The following is a 14,135-nucleotide window of genomic DNA, read 5'->3' as shown; positions in this document are numbered from 1 at the left end:
GGGTTTTCCACCACGCACCTTGAAAGGCACCCCCGTGACGCAATGCTGCATCAATCCGAGCATCCTCTCCGCCGACTTCGTGAACCTTGAGGCCGAACTACAGCGGATCAGCAATGCCGACGCCGTGCACGTTGACGTCATGGACAACCACTTCGTGCCCAACCTGACCATCGGGTTGCCCGTCGTGCAGCGGATCCAGGCCGTCAGCCCCGTACCGCTTGACGCCCACCTGATGATCGCCGACGCGGACCGCTGGGCGCCTGGTTTCGCGGACGCCGGCCTGGCCTCCGTGACGTTCCACGCCGAAGCTTCCATTGCGCCCATCAAGCTGGCACGGGAACTGCGCAGCAGGGGATCCAAAGCGGGCATGGCCCTGCGCCCGGCAACCCCGGTGGAGCCATACCTTGACATGCTGCCGGAACTCGACATGCTGCTCATCATGACGGTGGAGCCGGGCTTCGGCGGCCAGGCGTTCCTGGACATCACCCTGCCCAAGATCCGCAGGGCCCGCGCGGCCGTGGAAGGCTCCGGGCTGGAGGTGGCCATCCAGGTTGACGGTGGCATCACGGAAGAGACCATTGCCCGGGCCGCCGAGGCCGGGGCGAACATCTTTGTGGCCGGTTCCGCCGTCTACGGCGCCGACGATCCCTCAGCTGCCATCGACCTGCTGCGCGCCAAGGGCAGCCGGACATTACGCGCGGCGACGGAATAACCGGGAGCCCATCCCGGTTGTGGCACAATAACAACACACATACGTGCTCCGGGGTCGGTGTAAGTCCGAACCGGCGGTGACAGTCCGCGACCCGCGCGCCGTTGTTCTCCCAGGAGGGCTCCGGCGAACGGTTGAACCGGTGGAATTCCGGTACCGACAGTTAAAGTCTGGATGAGAGAAGCACGTACAGCTGTATCTGCGCAGCCTTTTGGCTCCGCAGCGTTCTGCTGTCGTATCCCCGGAGCCATCGCGGTTCGACAGGGAAGGAACGACACACGAATGAACCCCCAGCGATGGCTCTTAAACGCCGCAAGCCCTGCCGCTTCAAAGGCAGGCCACACCTCCGCAACGGCAGCCGCATGACGGGCGCCGTAAAGCTTCAGCCCGCCGCCGGGGTGGTCACCGCCTTCAGCGCAGCCGAAACCGCCGCCATGGAGCAGGCCCTCCAGGCAGCGCTGAAAGGCCCCCGCGGCGCGAATCCCCTGGTGGGCGCCGTCGTCGTAGGCGCTGACGGCAAGCAGCTCGTTGCCGGCTACCACCGCGGCGCCGGCACCGCACACGCCGAAGCCGACGCGATTGCCCAGGCCGCCGCCGTCGGACTGGACCTTTCCGGCTGCACCATGGTGGTCACGCTGGAACCCTGCAACCACGTGGGCCGCACCGGGCCGTGCACGGAGGCGATCATCGCCGCCGGGATCACCGATGTGGTCTACGCCGTGGACGACCCCCACGATCCCGCTGCCGGGGGCGCGGCAACACTGCGCGCAGCCGGCGTCAGGGTCCGCAGCGGCCTGGGTGCCGACGAGGCCCTGGACCTGAACCGCCAGTGGTTCGAGGCGGTGGCTGCCAAGCGGCCGTTCGTCACCCTGCACATCGCGCAGACCCTGGACGCCCGCATCGCTGCCGAAGACGGCACCAGCCAGTGGATCTCCAGCCCGGAGTCCCTGGCTGACAACCACGGGATCCGCAGCCGCATCGACGCCATCCTGGTGGGCACCCAGACCGTGATGGTGGACAACCCACGGCTGACCGCCCGGGACGCCGCCGGCAACCCCGCGCCCAAGCAGCCGGTCCGTGCCGTCATGGGTCTCCGCGACATTCCGGAGGGCGCTGCAATCCACGGCGACGATGGCCTTGCTGTCCACCTTCCCACCCGCGACCCGCGCGAAGCCCTGTCCATGCTGTACTCGTCCGGCATCCGGCACGTCATGGTGGAGGGCGGGTCCAGCATCCTCAGCTCCTTCCTGGCGGCAGGCCTGGTTGACGAACTGATCGTTTACCTGGCGCCCACCCTGCTGGGGTCGGGCACCCCCGCACTGAACGGGCTGGGCATCACCAGCCTTCCCGACGCCCAGCAGTGGGAATGGGACGCGTCCGACGGCGGCGCGGTCCGGACGCTGGGCCGGGACCTCAGACTCCACCTCAGACCGCAACGGCACGTTGCACTTGACCACTCACCAACCCGCACAGCCGCGGAGCCAGCCCAGGGAGGCTACTGATGTTTACCGGAATTATTGCCGAGCAGGGGCAGGTGCTGTCCGTCGAGCGCGACGGCAACACCAGCGCCACCGTCCGGCTGCATGCGCCCGCCTCCACCGAGGGCCTGGCACTTGGGGGCTCCATCGCCGTCAACGGGGTCTGCCTCACGGCAACAGCGATTGACGGCAAGGACTTCAGCGTCGACGTCATGGGGGAGACCCTGGTCCGGAGCACCATCGGCGAGCTCACTGCAGGGGACTCCGTCAACCTGGAGCGTTGTGTTCCCGCAGGCGGCCGCCTGGACGGCCACGTGGTGCAAGGCCACGTGGACGGCGTGGGCATCCTGCTCGAACGGGAACCGCAGGGCAACTGGGAGCGGCTGCGCTTCGGCGTCCCCGCCAACCTGGCCCGCTACATCGCCGAGAAAGGCTCCATCGCCATCGACGGCGTCTCCCTCACCGTGACGGCGGTCAGCCCGGCCGCAGAGCAGGAACCCTGGTTCGAAGTGGGCCTGATCCCCACCACCCTCGCCGAAACCGGCCTGGGCACCAAGACCACCGGCAGCCGGGTAAACCTTGAAGTCGACGTCCTGGCCAAATACACCGAACGGCTCCTTGCCTTCAGCAGCGCCGCCGCACCGGCCGGCAGCGGCGAAGCTGCCATTGCGGGAGGTGCACTGTGAACGCAGCAGTACGCCTGGAACCCGCCGTGGCCCATGACCCCGTGACCAACGCCGTGACCGGCACCCCGGCATCCGGTGACCCGGTGACCGGCCGGGCATCGTCGGCGCCCGCCCGGGGACTGGACCCCATCGCGGATGCCGTGCGCGCCATGGCCGCCGGGCGTCCGGTGCTGGTGGTCGACAACGAGGACCGCGAAAACGAAGGCGACATCATCTTCGCCGCCCAGCACGCCACGCCCGCGCTGATGGGCTGGACCATCCGGTACAGCTCGGGCGTGATCTGCGTGCCGCTGACCGGGGACCGCGCGGACGCACTGGCACTGCCACCCATGACCGCTGTCAACGAGGACGCGAAGGGCACTGCCTACACCGTCTCCTGCGACGCGGCCGTCGGTGTCAGCACGGGAATCTCCGCAACGGACCGCGCCCTGACCGCGCGCATCCTGGCGGACCCGCAGGCCGGTCCGGCATCCGTGACCCGGCCGGGGCATATTTTCCCGCTCCGTGCAGTTGACGGAGGTGTGCGGGAACGCCAGGGCCACACCGAGGCCGCGGTGGACCTGTGCCGCCTGGCGGGCCTTGAGCCCGTCGGGGTGATCGCGGAAGTGGTGCACGACGACGGCGAAATGATGCGCCTGGACGGGCTCCGTTCGTTCGCAGCTGAACATGGGTGCCCCCTCATCTCCATCGAGGATCTGGTGGCGTATCTTGAAGCCGGGGCCGGGGGCGCCCCGGATGAGGATGCCCGGGCGGTTCCGGGTGAAGAAAAGGAGAAACGATGACGGCAGCGGCAGCCAGCGACGACAGCCAGCACAACGGTCACCGGAAGCCCCACGCGGTGTCCGGTGACGCGCCCCATCCCGTCAGCGGAGGGCCCGTGGTGCAACTGCCCACCGCCTTTGGCGACTTCGTGGCGCAGGCGTGGACGGACCTCGTGACAGGCGTGGAGCATCTGGCTGTCAGTTCCCCCAATGCTCCCACCGACGGAAAAGCTCCCCTTGTCCGGCTGCATTCCGAGTGCCTCACCGGGGATGTTTTTGGTTCCTACCGTTGCGACTGCGGGGAACAGCTCGCCTTCGCGCTGGAGCTGATCCGGGACAACGGCGGAACGCTGCTCTATCTCCGCGGCCAGGAAGGCCGCGGCATCGGCCTGGCCAACAAGATCAAGGCCTACGCGCTGCAGGAAGCCGGCTTTGACACCGTTGAAGCCAACGAGCAGCTGGGTCTTCCCGTTGATGCCCGCTGCTACAAGGCCGCGGCGCAGATCCTCGCGGAAATGGGCCTGCATGAAGTACGGCTGCTGAGCAACAACCCGGACAAGCAGAACAGGCTGGCCAAGGCCGGGGTGACGGTGGTGGAAATGGTTCCCACGGAGGTCCCCTCCCGCGAACAGAACATCCGGTACCTGCGCACCAAGAAGGACCGCATGGAACACCGGCTGCTGCTGGACACCCAGGTGGATCCCGTGCCTGTGACGGCCCCCGAAACCCCCTACGACCACGAACAAGACTGACGTCTTCACGAACGAACGGAACACAAGAAACCCATGAGCGGACACGGCGCCCCCGACATCGACCTCAGCACCCTCAACCCGGCTGAAACCTCGCAGCTGAAGCTGGCCATCATTGCTGCCAGCTGGCACACGCAGATCATGGATGGCCTCCTGGACGGTGCACTCCGCGCCGCCAAGGATGCCGGGATCGCCGAGCCCACCGTGCTCCGGGTTCCGGGCAGCTTCGAACTTCCCGTTGCCGCCGCGCGGCTGGCACCGCACTTTGACGCCGTGGTGGCCCTCGGCGTCGTAATCCGCGGCGGCACGCCGCACTTCGACTACGTCTGCCAGGCCGCGACGTCGGGCCTCACCGACGTCAGCGTCTCCACCGGCGTGCCGGTGGGCTTCGGCGTGCTCACCTGCGACAACGAACAGCAGGGCCTGGACCGCGCCGGCCTGCCCGGCTCCAAGGAAGACAAGGGCCACGAGGCCGTCACCGCGGCACTGGCCACCGCCGTCGTCCTCAAGCAGTACCGGAGCTAAGCGGCACTCCGCTGCACGGGCGCGGTGTGTATTCCCTCACATCGCGCCCGTCATGCAACCGCCCGGGAAGCGCCCTCACGGCCGCAGCAAGTAGGCTGGAGGGCGTGAAGAATTTCGAGACGCTGTTCGCTGAGCTCAGCGAGAAGGCAGCCACCCGCCCGGAAGGCTCCCGCACCGTCGCTGAATTGGAGTCCGGTGTTCACGGCATCGGCAAAAAAGTCGTTGAGGAAGCAGCCGAAGTATGGATGGCTGCCGAATATGAATCCGATGAAGCTGCGGCCGAGGAAATCTCCCAGCTGTTGTACCACCTGCAGGTTCTGATGCTCGCAAAAGGCCTGACCCTGGAAGACGTCTACAAGCATCTGTAGCCACCGGCCGGCGCTTTGCCGCCGGCCTCCTGTGGCCTGCATTGCCTGAAAACCCAGACCTTCCACCCAGAAAGAATTTCCCATGCTGCGAGTAGCCGTCCCCAACAAGGGCTCCCTGTCCGAAGCCGCCTCCGCCATGCTCTCCGAAGCCGGATACCGCCAGCGGCGCGACAGCCGCGAGCTGGTCATGGTTGATCCCGACAACGACATTGAGTTCTTCTTCCTCCGCCCCCGCGACATCGCGGTGTACGTGGGCCGGGGAACGCTCGACGTCGGCATCACCGGCCGCGACCTGCTGCTGGACGCCGAGGTGGAAGCGGAAGAACTGCTTCCGCTGGGCTTCGCCGCCTCCACGTTCCGCTTTGCGGGCCCGGTGGGCGATTTCAGTTCCGCCGCCGAACTCGAAGGCAAGCGCCTTGCCACCAGCTACGACGGACTGCTGCGCAACTACCTGGCAGAACGCGGGATCAATGCCAAGGTGGTGCGGCTCGACGGCGCCGTTGAATCCTCCGTGCGGCTCGGCGTTGCGGACGCCATCGCCGACGTCGTGGAAACCGGCAACACCCTCAAGGCCGCCGGCATGGAAATCTTCGGCGAACCCATCCTCAAATCCGAAGCCGTCCTGATCCGTCGCACCGGCGCCGGCGGAGCCGCCAACGGCACGGCCAAGGAGATCGAGGTCCTCATCCGCCGCCTCCAGGGCGTCCTGGTGGCGCGCCAGTACGTCCTGATGGACTACGACATCCGCAAGGAACTCGTAGAGAAGGCCGCCAGCCTGACTCCCGGCCTCGAATCGCCCACCGTCTCCCCGCTGCGGGACTCCGACTGGGTAGCCGTCCGGTCCATGGTGCCCAAAAAGGAAACCAACCGGATCATGGATGAACTCTACGACCTGGGCGCCCGCGCCATCCTGGTCAGCAGCATCCACGCCTGCCGCATCTGATCACCGGCTTCCCCAGCACCACCGAATACCAGGAGTTCCCATGGCAGTAGCAGTACGGGTCATTCCCTGCCTTGATGTCGACGCCGGGCGCGTCGTCAAGGGCGTCAACTTCGAGGGCCTCCGCGATGCCGGCGACCCCGTGGAACTCGCCCACCGCTACGACAACGCAGGCGCCGACGAACTGACCTTCCTCGACGTCACCGCGTCGTCCGGCAACCGGGAAACCACGTTCGACGTCGTCCGGCGCACCGCCGAGGAAGTCTTCATCCCGCTCACCGTTGGCGGCGGCGTCCGCGGCGTGGCCGAGGTGGACAAGCTCCTGCGCTACGGCGCGGACAAAGCTTCCATCAACACCGCGGCCGTGGCGCGGCCGGACGTCATCGACGAGATCACCCGGCACTTCGGTTCCCAGGTGCTGGTCCTGTCCGTCGACGCCCGCCGGACGCGCCCGGGATCCCAGCCCACGCCGTCGGGCTTCGAGGTGACCACCCACGGCGGCCGCACCGGCACCGGGATCGACGCCATCGAATGGGCCCGGGAAGCAGCCGACCGCGGTGTCGGGGAGATCCTGCTGAACTCCATCGATGCCGACGGCACCAAGGACGGGTTCGACCTCGAACTCATCAAGCTGGTCCGGGCCGCCGTCAGGGTCCCCATCATCGCCTCCGGCGGTGCCGGGGAGCCGGCGCACTTCCCGCCCGCCGTCGCGGCCGGCGCAGACGCCGTCCTGGCTGCGTCAATTTTCCACTGGGGCCCGGACAACATGATGTCCCAGGTCAAGGAAGCGATCCGGGCAGCGGGTTTCGAGGTCAGGTAGTCCCCACGGTCAAAAGCAAGGCCAGGTCACTGTCTGTGGCCTGGCGTTTGCTTTTAGAGCCCTACTTCGGCTGACTGGAGGAGGGCGACGGCGTCCGGCTGGCCTTCGAACGTGACCAGGGCATGGCGGGTGCGGCCGTGGGCGTGCATCAGCAGCTCGCCCGGCTCGCCGACGATGGCCACCGAAACAGGCGCACGCTTGGCTACGTGCCGCGGCCCGGACGGGCGGACCAGGACAATGCCCAGGTCCACGCCGCGGTAAAGGATGGCGGCGCGCTTAACCAGTTCGTCCCAGAGCGCGTCCGAGTAAGCCTCGTCCAGTGCCCGGGGGGCCCACCGGTCCACGGCGCGCCGGACGTCCTCCGTGTGCACGAAGTACTCGATCAGGTTGGCGCTTTCGTCCAGCGCCCGGATGCTCATCGGGGAGAGGGCCGGCGGCCCGGCGCGGAAGGTGTTCACCAGCCGGGCGTAGTCCTCGTTGCTGGTGAGCTTGGCGGCCAGCTTTGCGGTGGCCTGGTCCGAGGCCTTGGCCAGGCGCTTGATGATCAAACCGAGCCCGACGGCGGCCTTCCGCTCGCGCAGGTAAAGGTGCGCGGCAAGGTCCCTGGTACGCCAGCCCTTGCACAGCGTGGGCGCATCAGGGCCGGCCGCAAGCAGGGTTTCGGCCAGGACTTCTCGGGACGGTTCGACGAAATGCATCACTTGTGAAACTAGCACGAGTGGTGTGGAGATGGGCAGCACTGCGGCGGCCGGTGGCGTGCCGTTGTTCACAACAGGAGACCGGCCCGGGGAAGGCACTAGACTTGACCCGATGTCTGAGCAGCCAACCCCCGTCCAAACCGCAGGATCCGCCGTGTCCGCGTCCGTGCAGTCCGTGCCGGCGCCTTCCGTTGAATCCGCCCCGCCGGCAAGCCCGCTTCCCGAGGAGGTGGCCGCCGCGCTCAAGCGCGACGGTGCAGGCCTGGTGGCCGCTGTGGTGCAGCAGTACGACACGAACGAAGTGCTCATGCTTGGCTGGATGGACGACGAAGCCCTCCACCGCACCATGACCACCGGCCGCGTGACGTTCTACTCCCGCTCCCGCCAGGAGTACTGGCGCAAGGGGGACACCTCGGGGCACGTCCAGTGGGTCAAATCCGTGGCCATGGACTGCGACGGCGACGCACTGCTGGTGCGCGTCGACCAGGTGGGCGCTGCCTGCCACACCGGCACCCGGACCTGCTTCGACGGCAGGGACCTCGACGTGGTGGCCGGCCAGGCAGGGTAGGCGGCAGCCGCAGCCCGGCCGGCGTTTCCACCCGGCGGCGGCCATCCCAGCAAAGCACAACCAAGGTGCCGGCAACGCCGGCCCTTTTTGAAGAACAGGCGGACAAGCACAGCCATGCAGGACCTCGGAACCATCAGCCCAAGCCTTGAGGAGTTCCGGGAACTCGCCGGCCACAGCCGCGTCATTCCCGTCCGGCTCAAGGTCCTCGCCGACGCCGAAACCCCCATCGGCCTGTACCGGAAGCTGGCCCAGGGGCAGCCCGGCACCTTCCTCATGGAATCGGCTGCCGTGGGCGGAGCCTGGTCACGCTACTCCTTCATCGGTGCCAGGTCCCGCGCCACGCTCACCACCAAGGACGGCCAGGCGCACTGGCTGGGCGAGCCGCCCGCCGGGGTGCCGGTCAGCGGCAGTCCGGTGGACGCCATCCGCGACACCATCGACGCCCTGCGCACGGACCGCTTCGAGGGACTGCCGCCGTTCACCTCCGGCCTGGTGGGCTTCCTCGGCTGGGAAACCGTCCGGCACTGGGAGCGTCTGGTCAGTCCGCCGGAGGACGATCTGCACCTGCCCGAGATGGCCCTGAACCTGGTCACGGACATGGCGGTGCACGACAACGTGGACGGCACGGTCCTGCTGATCGCCAACGCCATCAACTTCGACAACAGCTCCGAGCGCGTCGATGAGGCCTGGCACGACGCCGTGGCCCGGGTCAAGGAACTCCTGGCCAGGATCAGCGCTCCCGTGGTGCAGCCTGTGTCCGTGCTGGCACCCGCTGCCCTGGACTTCGCCTCGAGCGTCCAGGAACGCTGGGATGAAGCCGAATACCTGGCGGCCCTGGACCGAGGCAAGGAAGCCATTGTCGACGGCGAAGTCTTCCAGGTGGTGATCTCGCGCCGCTTCGAGATGGAGTGCAACGCATCCGCCCTGGACGTCTACCGCGTGCTCCGGAACACCAACCCCAGCCCGTACATGTACATCTTCAGCCTCGAAGACGCCGAGGGCCGCGAATACTCCATCGTCGGGTCCTCCCCGGAAGCGCTGGTGACGGTCACGGGCGAGGAAGTCATCACCCACCCCATCGCCGGCTCCCGCCCCCGCGGCAAGACGGTCGAAGCGGACAAGGCCCTGGCCGAGGAACTGCTGGCGGACCAGAAGGAACGCGCCGAGCACCTGATGCTGGTGGACCTGTCCCGCAACGACCTCTCCAAGGTCTGCGTTGCCGGCACGGTGGATGTCACCCAGTTCATGGAGGTGGAGCGCTTCAGCCACATCATGCACCTGGTATCCACCGTGGTGGGGCAGCTCGCCCCGCAGGCCAAGGCTTACGACGTCCTGAAGGCCACGTTCCCGGCCGGCACGCTCTCCGGAGCCCCCAAGCCCAGGGCGCTGCGCCTCCTCGATGAACTGGAACCGCACCGCCGCGGCATCTACGGCGGCGTGGTGGGCTACCTCGACTTCGCCGGGGACATGGACATGGCCATCGCCATCAGGTCCGCGCTGCTCCGGGAAGGGCGCGCCTACGTCCAGGCCGGCGGCGGGATCGTGGCGGACTCGGTGAACCCCACCGAGGCCATGGAAACCGTCAACAAGGCTGCCGCCCCGCTGCGCGCAGTCCACACCGCCGGATCGCTGCACAACATTTCGGCGGAATCCCTGCCCGGCGGGACGGATTCCTGATGCCGGAGTCCGGAGTAACTGAGGGCACGGCCGGCAAGGCAGGGAAGGCGCGGAAGAACCGCAGCACGCCGGTGTGGGCACGCAAGTCGACGCTGGTGCTGCTGATCGCCCTCCTCGCGCTGGCCGCCTTCGGCACCACCACCCAGACCTGGATGACTGCCACCCTGGACCCCAACCAGGTGGGCCAGGCTGCCGCCACCCAAAGTGCCATCCAGGTGCAGGGCAGCAAGGCCGCCACCACCGTCACGGCCCTGGCCCTGGTGGCCCTTGCCGGGGGACTGGCAGCTGCCATCGCCGGCAGGATCGCACGGTGGGTCATCACCGCCATCATCGTCCTGGCCTCAGCCGGCGTGGTCACCGCCGCGGCAACGGTCCTGGCGGACCCGCTCTCGGCCGCGCAGGGAACCATTGCAGGCGCCACCGGGATCTCCGGCAGCCAGGCGCACGTGGAGCTCACTCCCTTTCCGGTCCTCGCCGTCGTCGCCGGCTGCCTCCTGGCGCTGGCAGCGCTCCTGATCCTGCCGGCGTCCCGTTACTGGAAGGCGCGCACCAAATATGACGCGCCCGGCGCCCCGGGAACCGCTCCAGCGGCAGGACCGGTGGACGAGATTGACAGCTGGGACCGGCTTTCCCGCGGCGAGGACCCAACGTAAGGCCTGCGGCCACCACCGCCGGCGCGGGCGTCGGGCCCAGCGGTACGCGGTCGGCGGCCAAAAAATGGCAGAATGTAAGCAGTATCCACCCTGAGGAGATTTTCCATGAGCAAAGCACCTGCGTCCGTTTCCAAGCCCGGCACCCGCCAGGTTGCCCCGGGCGCCATTGACCACAGCCAGGAACTGGGCCACGGCAACAGCCCGGCAGCATGGACCTGCGTCATCGTCATGCTCGTCGGCGCCCTCATCGCAGCCATCGCCTTCGTCATCGCCAGCACCCCCATCTTCATCGGCGGCGCCGTCGTCATGGTCATCGGCCTGATCCTCGGTTACGTCATGCGCAAGGCAGGCTACGGCGTCGAAGGCAGCAAGCTGAAGAACTCCGGCCACTGATGGCGACTGTTCTCGACGACATCAACGCCGGTGTCAGGGAGGATATGGAGGCCAGGAAGCGGCTCGTTTCCCTGGCTGAGCTGAAGGACCTGGCCCAGGCAGCGGCACCCGCCCGCGATGCCTGGGCGGCCCTCGGCGGAACCTCCCCAACCCGGGAACAGCTGAAAGTCATCGCCGAAATCAAGCGCCGGAGCCCCTCCAAGGGCGATCTCGCCAGCATCGGGGATCCGGCGTCGCTCGCCCGGCAGTACGCCGACGGCGGTGCCTCCGTCATCAGCGTCCTCACCGAACAGCGCCGCTTCAACGGGTCCCTGGCCGACCTCGACGCCGTGCGCGCCGCCGTCGACATCCCGCTGCTGCGCAAGGACTTCACGCTCGACGAGTACCAGATCTGGGAGGCCCGTGCCCACGGTGCCGACCTCATCCTGCTCATCGTGGCCGCGCTTTCCGACGCCCAGCTCACGGAGTTCAGCGCCCTCAGCCGCGAGCTCGGCATGAACGTGCTGGTGGAGACGCACACGGAGGAAGAAATCGAGCGGGCCGTCGCGGCCAACGCCCGGATCATCGGCGTCAATGTGCGCAACCTGAAAACGCTCGACGTCGACCGTTCCGTTTTTGCCTCCCTGGCAGGAATGATCCCCGCCGAGGCCGTCGTGGTTGCCGAATCAGGCGTCCGCGACGCGGACGACGTCACGCATTACGCCGCCAGCGGCGCCAACGCCATACTGGTGGGCGAGGCCCTGGTAAGCCACGCCACGCCGCGGGAACGCATCGCCGAGTTCACTGCCGCCGGCGCCGCCGCCATCGCTGCCCGCAGCTAAGGCACGCACCATCGAGCCTCCTGCGGGGCAGCAGCACGCTGGCCCGCGGGACAGGCACCCGTTCCGGCCCGGTACCGGAACTGCTCACTTTTTGACCACCAACTTCGAACAGGACAGGACTGATGGCTGAAGCACCCTCAGGAAACGCTGACAACACCACCGCGGAAGCATTCCTGCAGGGGGGATCCCTCCGCCACGCCCCGGGGCCGTACTTCGGCAACTACGGCGGCCGATGGATGCCCGAGTCCCTCATCGCCGCCCTGGACGAACTTGAAGAGACCTTCAACAAGGCCAAGGACGACCCCGAGTTCCGGGCCCAGATCGCGGACCTGAACAAGAACTACTCCGGCCGCCCGTCCCTGCTCACGGAAGCCAAGCGGTTCTCCCAGCACGCCGGGGGAGTGCGGGTGTTCCTCAAGCGCGAGGACCTCAACCACACGGGCTCGCACAAGATCAACAACGTCCTGGGCCAGGCCCTGCTCGCCAAGCGCATGGGCAAGACCCGCATCATCGCCGAGACCGGCGCCGGCCAGCACGGCGTGGCCAGTGCCACCGCCGCCGCCCTCATGGGCCTGGAGTGCGTGGTGTACATGGGTGCCGAGGACTGCCGCCGCCAGGCGCTGAACGTTGCCCGCATGGAGCTGCTGGGGGCCAAGGTCATTCCCGTGACCAGCGGGTCCCAGACCCTCAAGGACGCCATCAACGATGCCCTCCGGGACTGGGTAGCCAACGTTTCCACCACCCACTACCTGCTGGGCACCGCCGCCGGAGCCCACCCGTTCCCCGCCATGGTCCGCTACTTCCACGAGGTCATCGGCGAGGAAGCCCGCGCCCAGATCCTCGAGCAGGAGGGCCGGCTCCCGGACGCTGTCTGCGCCTGCATTGGCGGCGGCTCCAACGCCATCGGCATCTTCCACGGGTTCCTGGATGATCCCAGCGTGAAGATCTACGGGTTCGAGGCCGGCGGCGAAGGCGTGGAGACCGGCCGGCACGCCGCCACCATTACCCTGGGCAAGCCCGGGGTGCTCCATGGTGCACGCTCCTACCTGATGCAGGACGACGACGGGCAGACCATCGAGTCGCACTCGATCTCCGCCGGACTGGACTACCCCGGGGTCGGCCCGGAGCACTCCTACCTGGCCGATATCGGGCGGGTCAGCTACGAGCCCATCACCGACGGCGAAGCGATGGACGCCTTCCGGCTCCTGTGCCGCACCGAGGGCATCATCCCCGCCATCGAGTCCTCGCATGCGCTGGCCGGAGCCATCAAGGTGGGCCAGCGGCTTGCCGCCGAGGACGCCGCTTCCGCCGGCGAAAAGATCATCATCGTCAACCTGTCCGGACGCGGTGACAAGGACGTGGCCACCGCCGCCGAATGGTTTGACCTGTTGGACAAAAATTCCGCCGAATCGGAAATCGGCAAAGAGGGGGAGCAGCTGTGAGCAGCGCAGACATGGCCAACCAGGCTGAGACGGCCAGTAAGTCGGCAGCAGCGATCGACAGGGCCCGTTCCCAGGGGCGCTCGGCGCTCATCGGCTACCTTCCCGCCGGCTACCCCAGCGTGGAGGAAACCATCGCCGCAGGCATCGCCCTGGCGGAGAACGGAGCCGACCTGATCGAAATCGGCATCCCCTACTCGGATCCGGTCATGGACGGACAGGTCATCCAGGCCGCCACCACAGAGGCCCTGGCCAAGGGCTTCCACGTCAGCCAGGTGTTCGACGTCGTCGCCGGCATCACCAGCAGGACCGATGCTGCCGTCCTGGTCATGACCTACTGGAACCCCGTGGTCCGCATGGGCGTGGATGAGTTCTCGCGCCGGCTCGCCGAAGCCGGCGGCGCAGGGCTCATCACCCCGGACCTCATTCCGGACGAAGCCGCCGAATGGATGGCAGCCTCTGACAAGTACGGCCTGGACCGGGTGTTCCTGGTGGCACCGTCCTCGACGCCGGAGCGCATGCAGCGCACCGTGGACGCGAGCCGCGGGTTCGTCTACGCCGTATCCATCATGGGGGTGACGGGCGCACGGACATCCGTCAGTACGGCCGCCAAGGATGTTGTGGCGGCAGCGCACGGTGCAGGCGCCGAACGCGTCTGCGTGGGGCTTGGCGTCTCCACCGCTGACCAGGTCCGCGAAATCGCAGCCTACGCGGAAGGCGTCATCGTGGGCACGGCCCTGGTGGCCGCCCTCCGCGACGGGGGAGTGGACGCCGTCGGCGCCCTCACCAAGGACCTCGCCACCGGGCTGACCCGGGAATCCGGCCTCACGCAGGAAACCGGGGCGTAGCC

General features: G+C 67.8%; 17 protein-coding genes and 1 riboswitch. Of the genes, 16 read left to right on the top strand and 1 reads right to left on the bottom strand.

Features of this window, described 5'->3' with window-relative positions:
* Positions 1-34: 34 nt before the first annotated feature.
* From rpe to hisF, 9 genes are all read left to right on the top strand, one after another.
* Positions 35-712, top strand: a complete 678-nt coding sequence (rpe, locus tag BACI349Y_RS11060; protein WP_159632141.1) for a ribulose-phosphate 3-epimerase — start codon at positions 35-37, stop codon at positions 710-712.
* Between the two features lie 39 nt (positions 713-751).
* A riboswitch (FMN riboswitch) is annotated at positions 752-900 on the top strand.
* A 171-nt stretch (positions 901-1,071) separates the two neighbouring features.
* Entirely contained in the window at positions 1,072-2,211 is a 1,140-nt protein-coding gene (ribD, locus tag BACI349Y_RS11055) for a bifunctional diaminohydroxyphosphoribosylaminopyrimidine deaminase/5-amino-6-(5-phosphoribosylamino)uracil reductase RibD (protein ID WP_159635549.1), read from the top strand.
* Complete coding sequence (locus BACI349Y_RS11050; protein WP_159632140.1) at positions 2,211-2,873, top strand: riboflavin synthase; 663 nt, start codon at positions 2,211-2,213, stop codon at positions 2,871-2,873. The genes ribD and BACI349Y_RS11050 overlap by 1 nt, the downstream gene beginning before the upstream one ends.
* Entirely contained in the window at positions 2,870-3,655 is a 786-nt protein-coding gene (gene ribB / locus BACI349Y_RS11045) for a 3,4-dihydroxy-2-butanone-4-phosphate synthase (RefSeq protein WP_442858409.1), read from the top strand. The genes BACI349Y_RS11050 and ribB overlap by 4 nt, the downstream gene beginning before the upstream one ends.
* The gene (gene ribA / locus BACI349Y_RS11040; RefSeq protein ID WP_159632139.1) at positions 3,652-4,386 is read left to right on the top strand and encodes a GTP cyclohydrolase II; all 735 of its coding nucleotides are present in this window, start codon (positions 3,652-3,654) and stop codon (positions 4,384-4,386) included. The genes ribB and ribA overlap by 4 nt, the downstream gene beginning before the upstream one ends.
* 33 nt (positions 4,387-4,419) lie before the next feature.
* Positions 4,420-4,908 carry a 6,7-dimethyl-8-ribityllumazine synthase gene (gene ribH / locus BACI349Y_RS11035; RefSeq protein WP_018770776.1) on the top strand — a complete coding sequence of 163 codons (489 nt, stop codon included), beginning with the start codon at positions 4,420-4,422 and terminating at the stop codon, positions 4,906-4,908.
* 104 nt (positions 4,909-5,012) lie between these two features.
* Positions 5,013-5,276 (top strand): phosphoribosyl-ATP diphosphatase, encoded by a 264-nt coding sequence (locus BACI349Y_RS11030; protein ID WP_009358176.1) that lies wholly within the window; start codon positions 5,013-5,015, stop codon positions 5,274-5,276.
* Positions 5,277-5,358: 82 nt separating this feature from the next.
* Positions 5,359-6,219, top strand: a complete 861-nt coding sequence (gene hisG, locus BACI349Y_RS11025; RefSeq protein WP_159632138.1) for an ATP phosphoribosyltransferase — start codon at positions 5,359-5,361, stop codon at positions 6,217-6,219.
* A 40-nt stretch (positions 6,220-6,259) separates the two neighbouring features.
* Positions 6,260-7,036: an imidazole glycerol phosphate synthase subunit HisF gene (gene hisF, locus BACI349Y_RS11020; RefSeq protein WP_159632137.1), complete on the top strand. Its 777-nt coding sequence runs from the start codon at positions 6,260-6,262 to the stop codon at positions 7,034-7,036.
* A 53-nt stretch (positions 7,037-7,089) separates the two neighbouring features.
* On the opposite strand, the gene BACI349Y_RS11015 is transcribed toward hisF, so the two are convergent.
* Entirely contained in the window at positions 7,090-7,734 is a 645-nt protein-coding gene (locus tag BACI349Y_RS11015) for a TIGR03085 family metal-binding protein (protein ID WP_110544633.1), read from the bottom strand.
* A 112-nt stretch (positions 7,735-7,846) separates the two neighbouring features.
* Here BACI349Y_RS11015 and hisI point away from each other — a divergent pair, with 112 nt between their 5' ends.
* From hisI to trpA, 7 genes are all read left to right on the top strand, one after another.
* Positions 7,847-8,302: a phosphoribosyl-AMP cyclohydrolase gene (gene hisI, locus BACI349Y_RS11010; RefSeq protein ID WP_159632136.1), complete on the top strand. Its 456-nt coding sequence runs from the start codon at positions 7,847-7,849 to the stop codon at positions 8,300-8,302.
* Between the two features lie 114 nt (positions 8,303-8,416).
* Positions 8,417-9,979, top strand: coding sequence for an anthranilate synthase component I (locus tag BACI349Y_RS11005; RefSeq protein ID WP_159632135.1), 1,563 nt, complete (start codon positions 8,417-8,419; stop codon positions 9,977-9,979).
* Positions 9,979-10,632, top strand: a complete 654-nt coding sequence (locus tag BACI349Y_RS11000) for a Trp biosynthesis-associated membrane protein (protein ID WP_159632134.1) — start codon at positions 9,979-9,981, stop codon at positions 10,630-10,632. The genes BACI349Y_RS11005 and BACI349Y_RS11000 overlap by 1 nt, the downstream gene beginning before the upstream one ends.
* Before the next feature lie 105 nt (positions 10,633-10,737).
* Entirely contained in the window at positions 10,738-11,025 is a 288-nt protein-coding gene (locus tag BACI349Y_RS10995) for an HGxxPAAW family protein (protein WP_159632133.1), read from the top strand.
* Entirely contained in the window at positions 11,025-11,846 is an 822-nt protein-coding gene (trpC, locus tag BACI349Y_RS10990; RefSeq protein WP_159632132.1) for an indole-3-glycerol phosphate synthase TrpC, read from the top strand. The genes BACI349Y_RS10995 and trpC overlap by 1 nt, the downstream gene beginning before the upstream one ends.
* 122 nt (positions 11,847-11,968) lie before the next feature.
* Positions 11,969-13,288 carry a tryptophan synthase subunit beta gene (gene trpB, locus BACI349Y_RS10985; RefSeq protein ID WP_159632131.1) on the top strand — a complete coding sequence of 440 codons (1,320 nt, stop codon included), beginning with the start codon at positions 11,969-11,971 and terminating at the stop codon, positions 13,286-13,288.
* Positions 13,289-13,299: 11 nt separating this feature from the next.
* A complete protein-coding gene (gene trpA, locus BACI349Y_RS10980; protein WP_159635543.1) occupies positions 13,300-14,133 on the top strand; it encodes a tryptophan synthase subunit alpha in 834 nt (277 codons plus the stop codon).
* Positions 14,134-14,135 lie beyond the last annotated feature (2 nt).

It is taken from the genome of Arthrobacter sp. 8AJ (genome assembly GCF_902506025.1).
Classification (GTDB): Bacteria; Actinomycetota; Actinomycetes; order Actinomycetales; family Micrococcaceae; genus Arthrobacter.
This window is presented reverse-complemented; position numbering and strand designations above follow the sequence as displayed.

What these genes read in the sequence shown, in the direction of transcription:
- ribD (WP_159635549.1), top strand. Translation starts at nt 1,072, where the DNA reads ATGACGGGCGCCGTAAAGCTTCAGCCCGCCGCCGGGGTGGTCACCGCC.
- BACI349Y_RS11050 (WP_159632140.1), top strand. Translation starts at nt 2,211, where the DNA reads ATGTTTACCGGAATTATTGCCGAGCAGGGGCAGGTGCTGTCCGTCGAG.
- ribA (WP_159632139.1), top strand. Translation starts at nt 3,652, where the DNA reads ATGACGGCAGCGGCAGCCAGCGACGACAGCCAGCACAACGGTCACCGG.
- ribH (WP_018770776.1), top strand. Translation starts at nt 4,420, where the DNA reads ATGAGCGGACACGGCGCCCCCGACATCGACCTCAGCACCCTCAACCCG.
- hisG (WP_159632138.1), top strand. Translation starts at nt 5,359, where the DNA reads ATGCTGCGAGTAGCCGTCCCCAACAAGGGCTCCCTGTCCGAAGCCGCC.
- hisF (WP_159632137.1), top strand. Translation starts at nt 6,260, where the DNA reads ATGGCAGTAGCAGTACGGGTCATTCCCTGCCTTGATGTCGACGCCGGG.
- BACI349Y_RS11015 (WP_110544633.1), bottom strand. Translation starts at nt 7,734, where the DNA reads ATGCATTTCGTCGAACCGTCCCGAGAAGTCCTGGCCGAAACCCTGCTT.
- hisI (WP_159632136.1), top strand. Translation starts at nt 7,847, where the DNA reads ATGTCTGAGCAGCCAACCCCCGTCCAAACCGCAGGATCCGCCGTGTCC.
- BACI349Y_RS11005 (WP_159632135.1), top strand. Translation starts at nt 8,417, where the DNA reads ATGCAGGACCTCGGAACCATCAGCCCAAGCCTTGAGGAGTTCCGGGAA.
- BACI349Y_RS11000 (WP_159632134.1), top strand. Translation starts at nt 9,979, where the DNA reads ATGCCGGAGTCCGGAGTAACTGAGGGCACGGCCGGCAAGGCAGGGAAG.
- BACI349Y_RS10995 (WP_159632133.1), top strand. Translation starts at nt 10,738, where the DNA reads ATGAGCAAAGCACCTGCGTCCGTTTCCAAGCCCGGCACCCGCCAGGTT.
- trpC (WP_159632132.1), top strand. Translation starts at nt 11,025, where the DNA reads ATGGCGACTGTTCTCGACGACATCAACGCCGGTGTCAGGGAGGATATG.
- trpB (WP_159632131.1), top strand. Translation starts at nt 11,969, where the DNA reads ATGGCTGAAGCACCCTCAGGAAACGCTGACAACACCACCGCGGAAGCA.
- trpA (WP_159635543.1), top strand. Translation starts at nt 13,300, where the DNA reads ATGGCCAACCAGGCTGAGACGGCCAGTAAGTCGGCAGCAGCGATCGAC.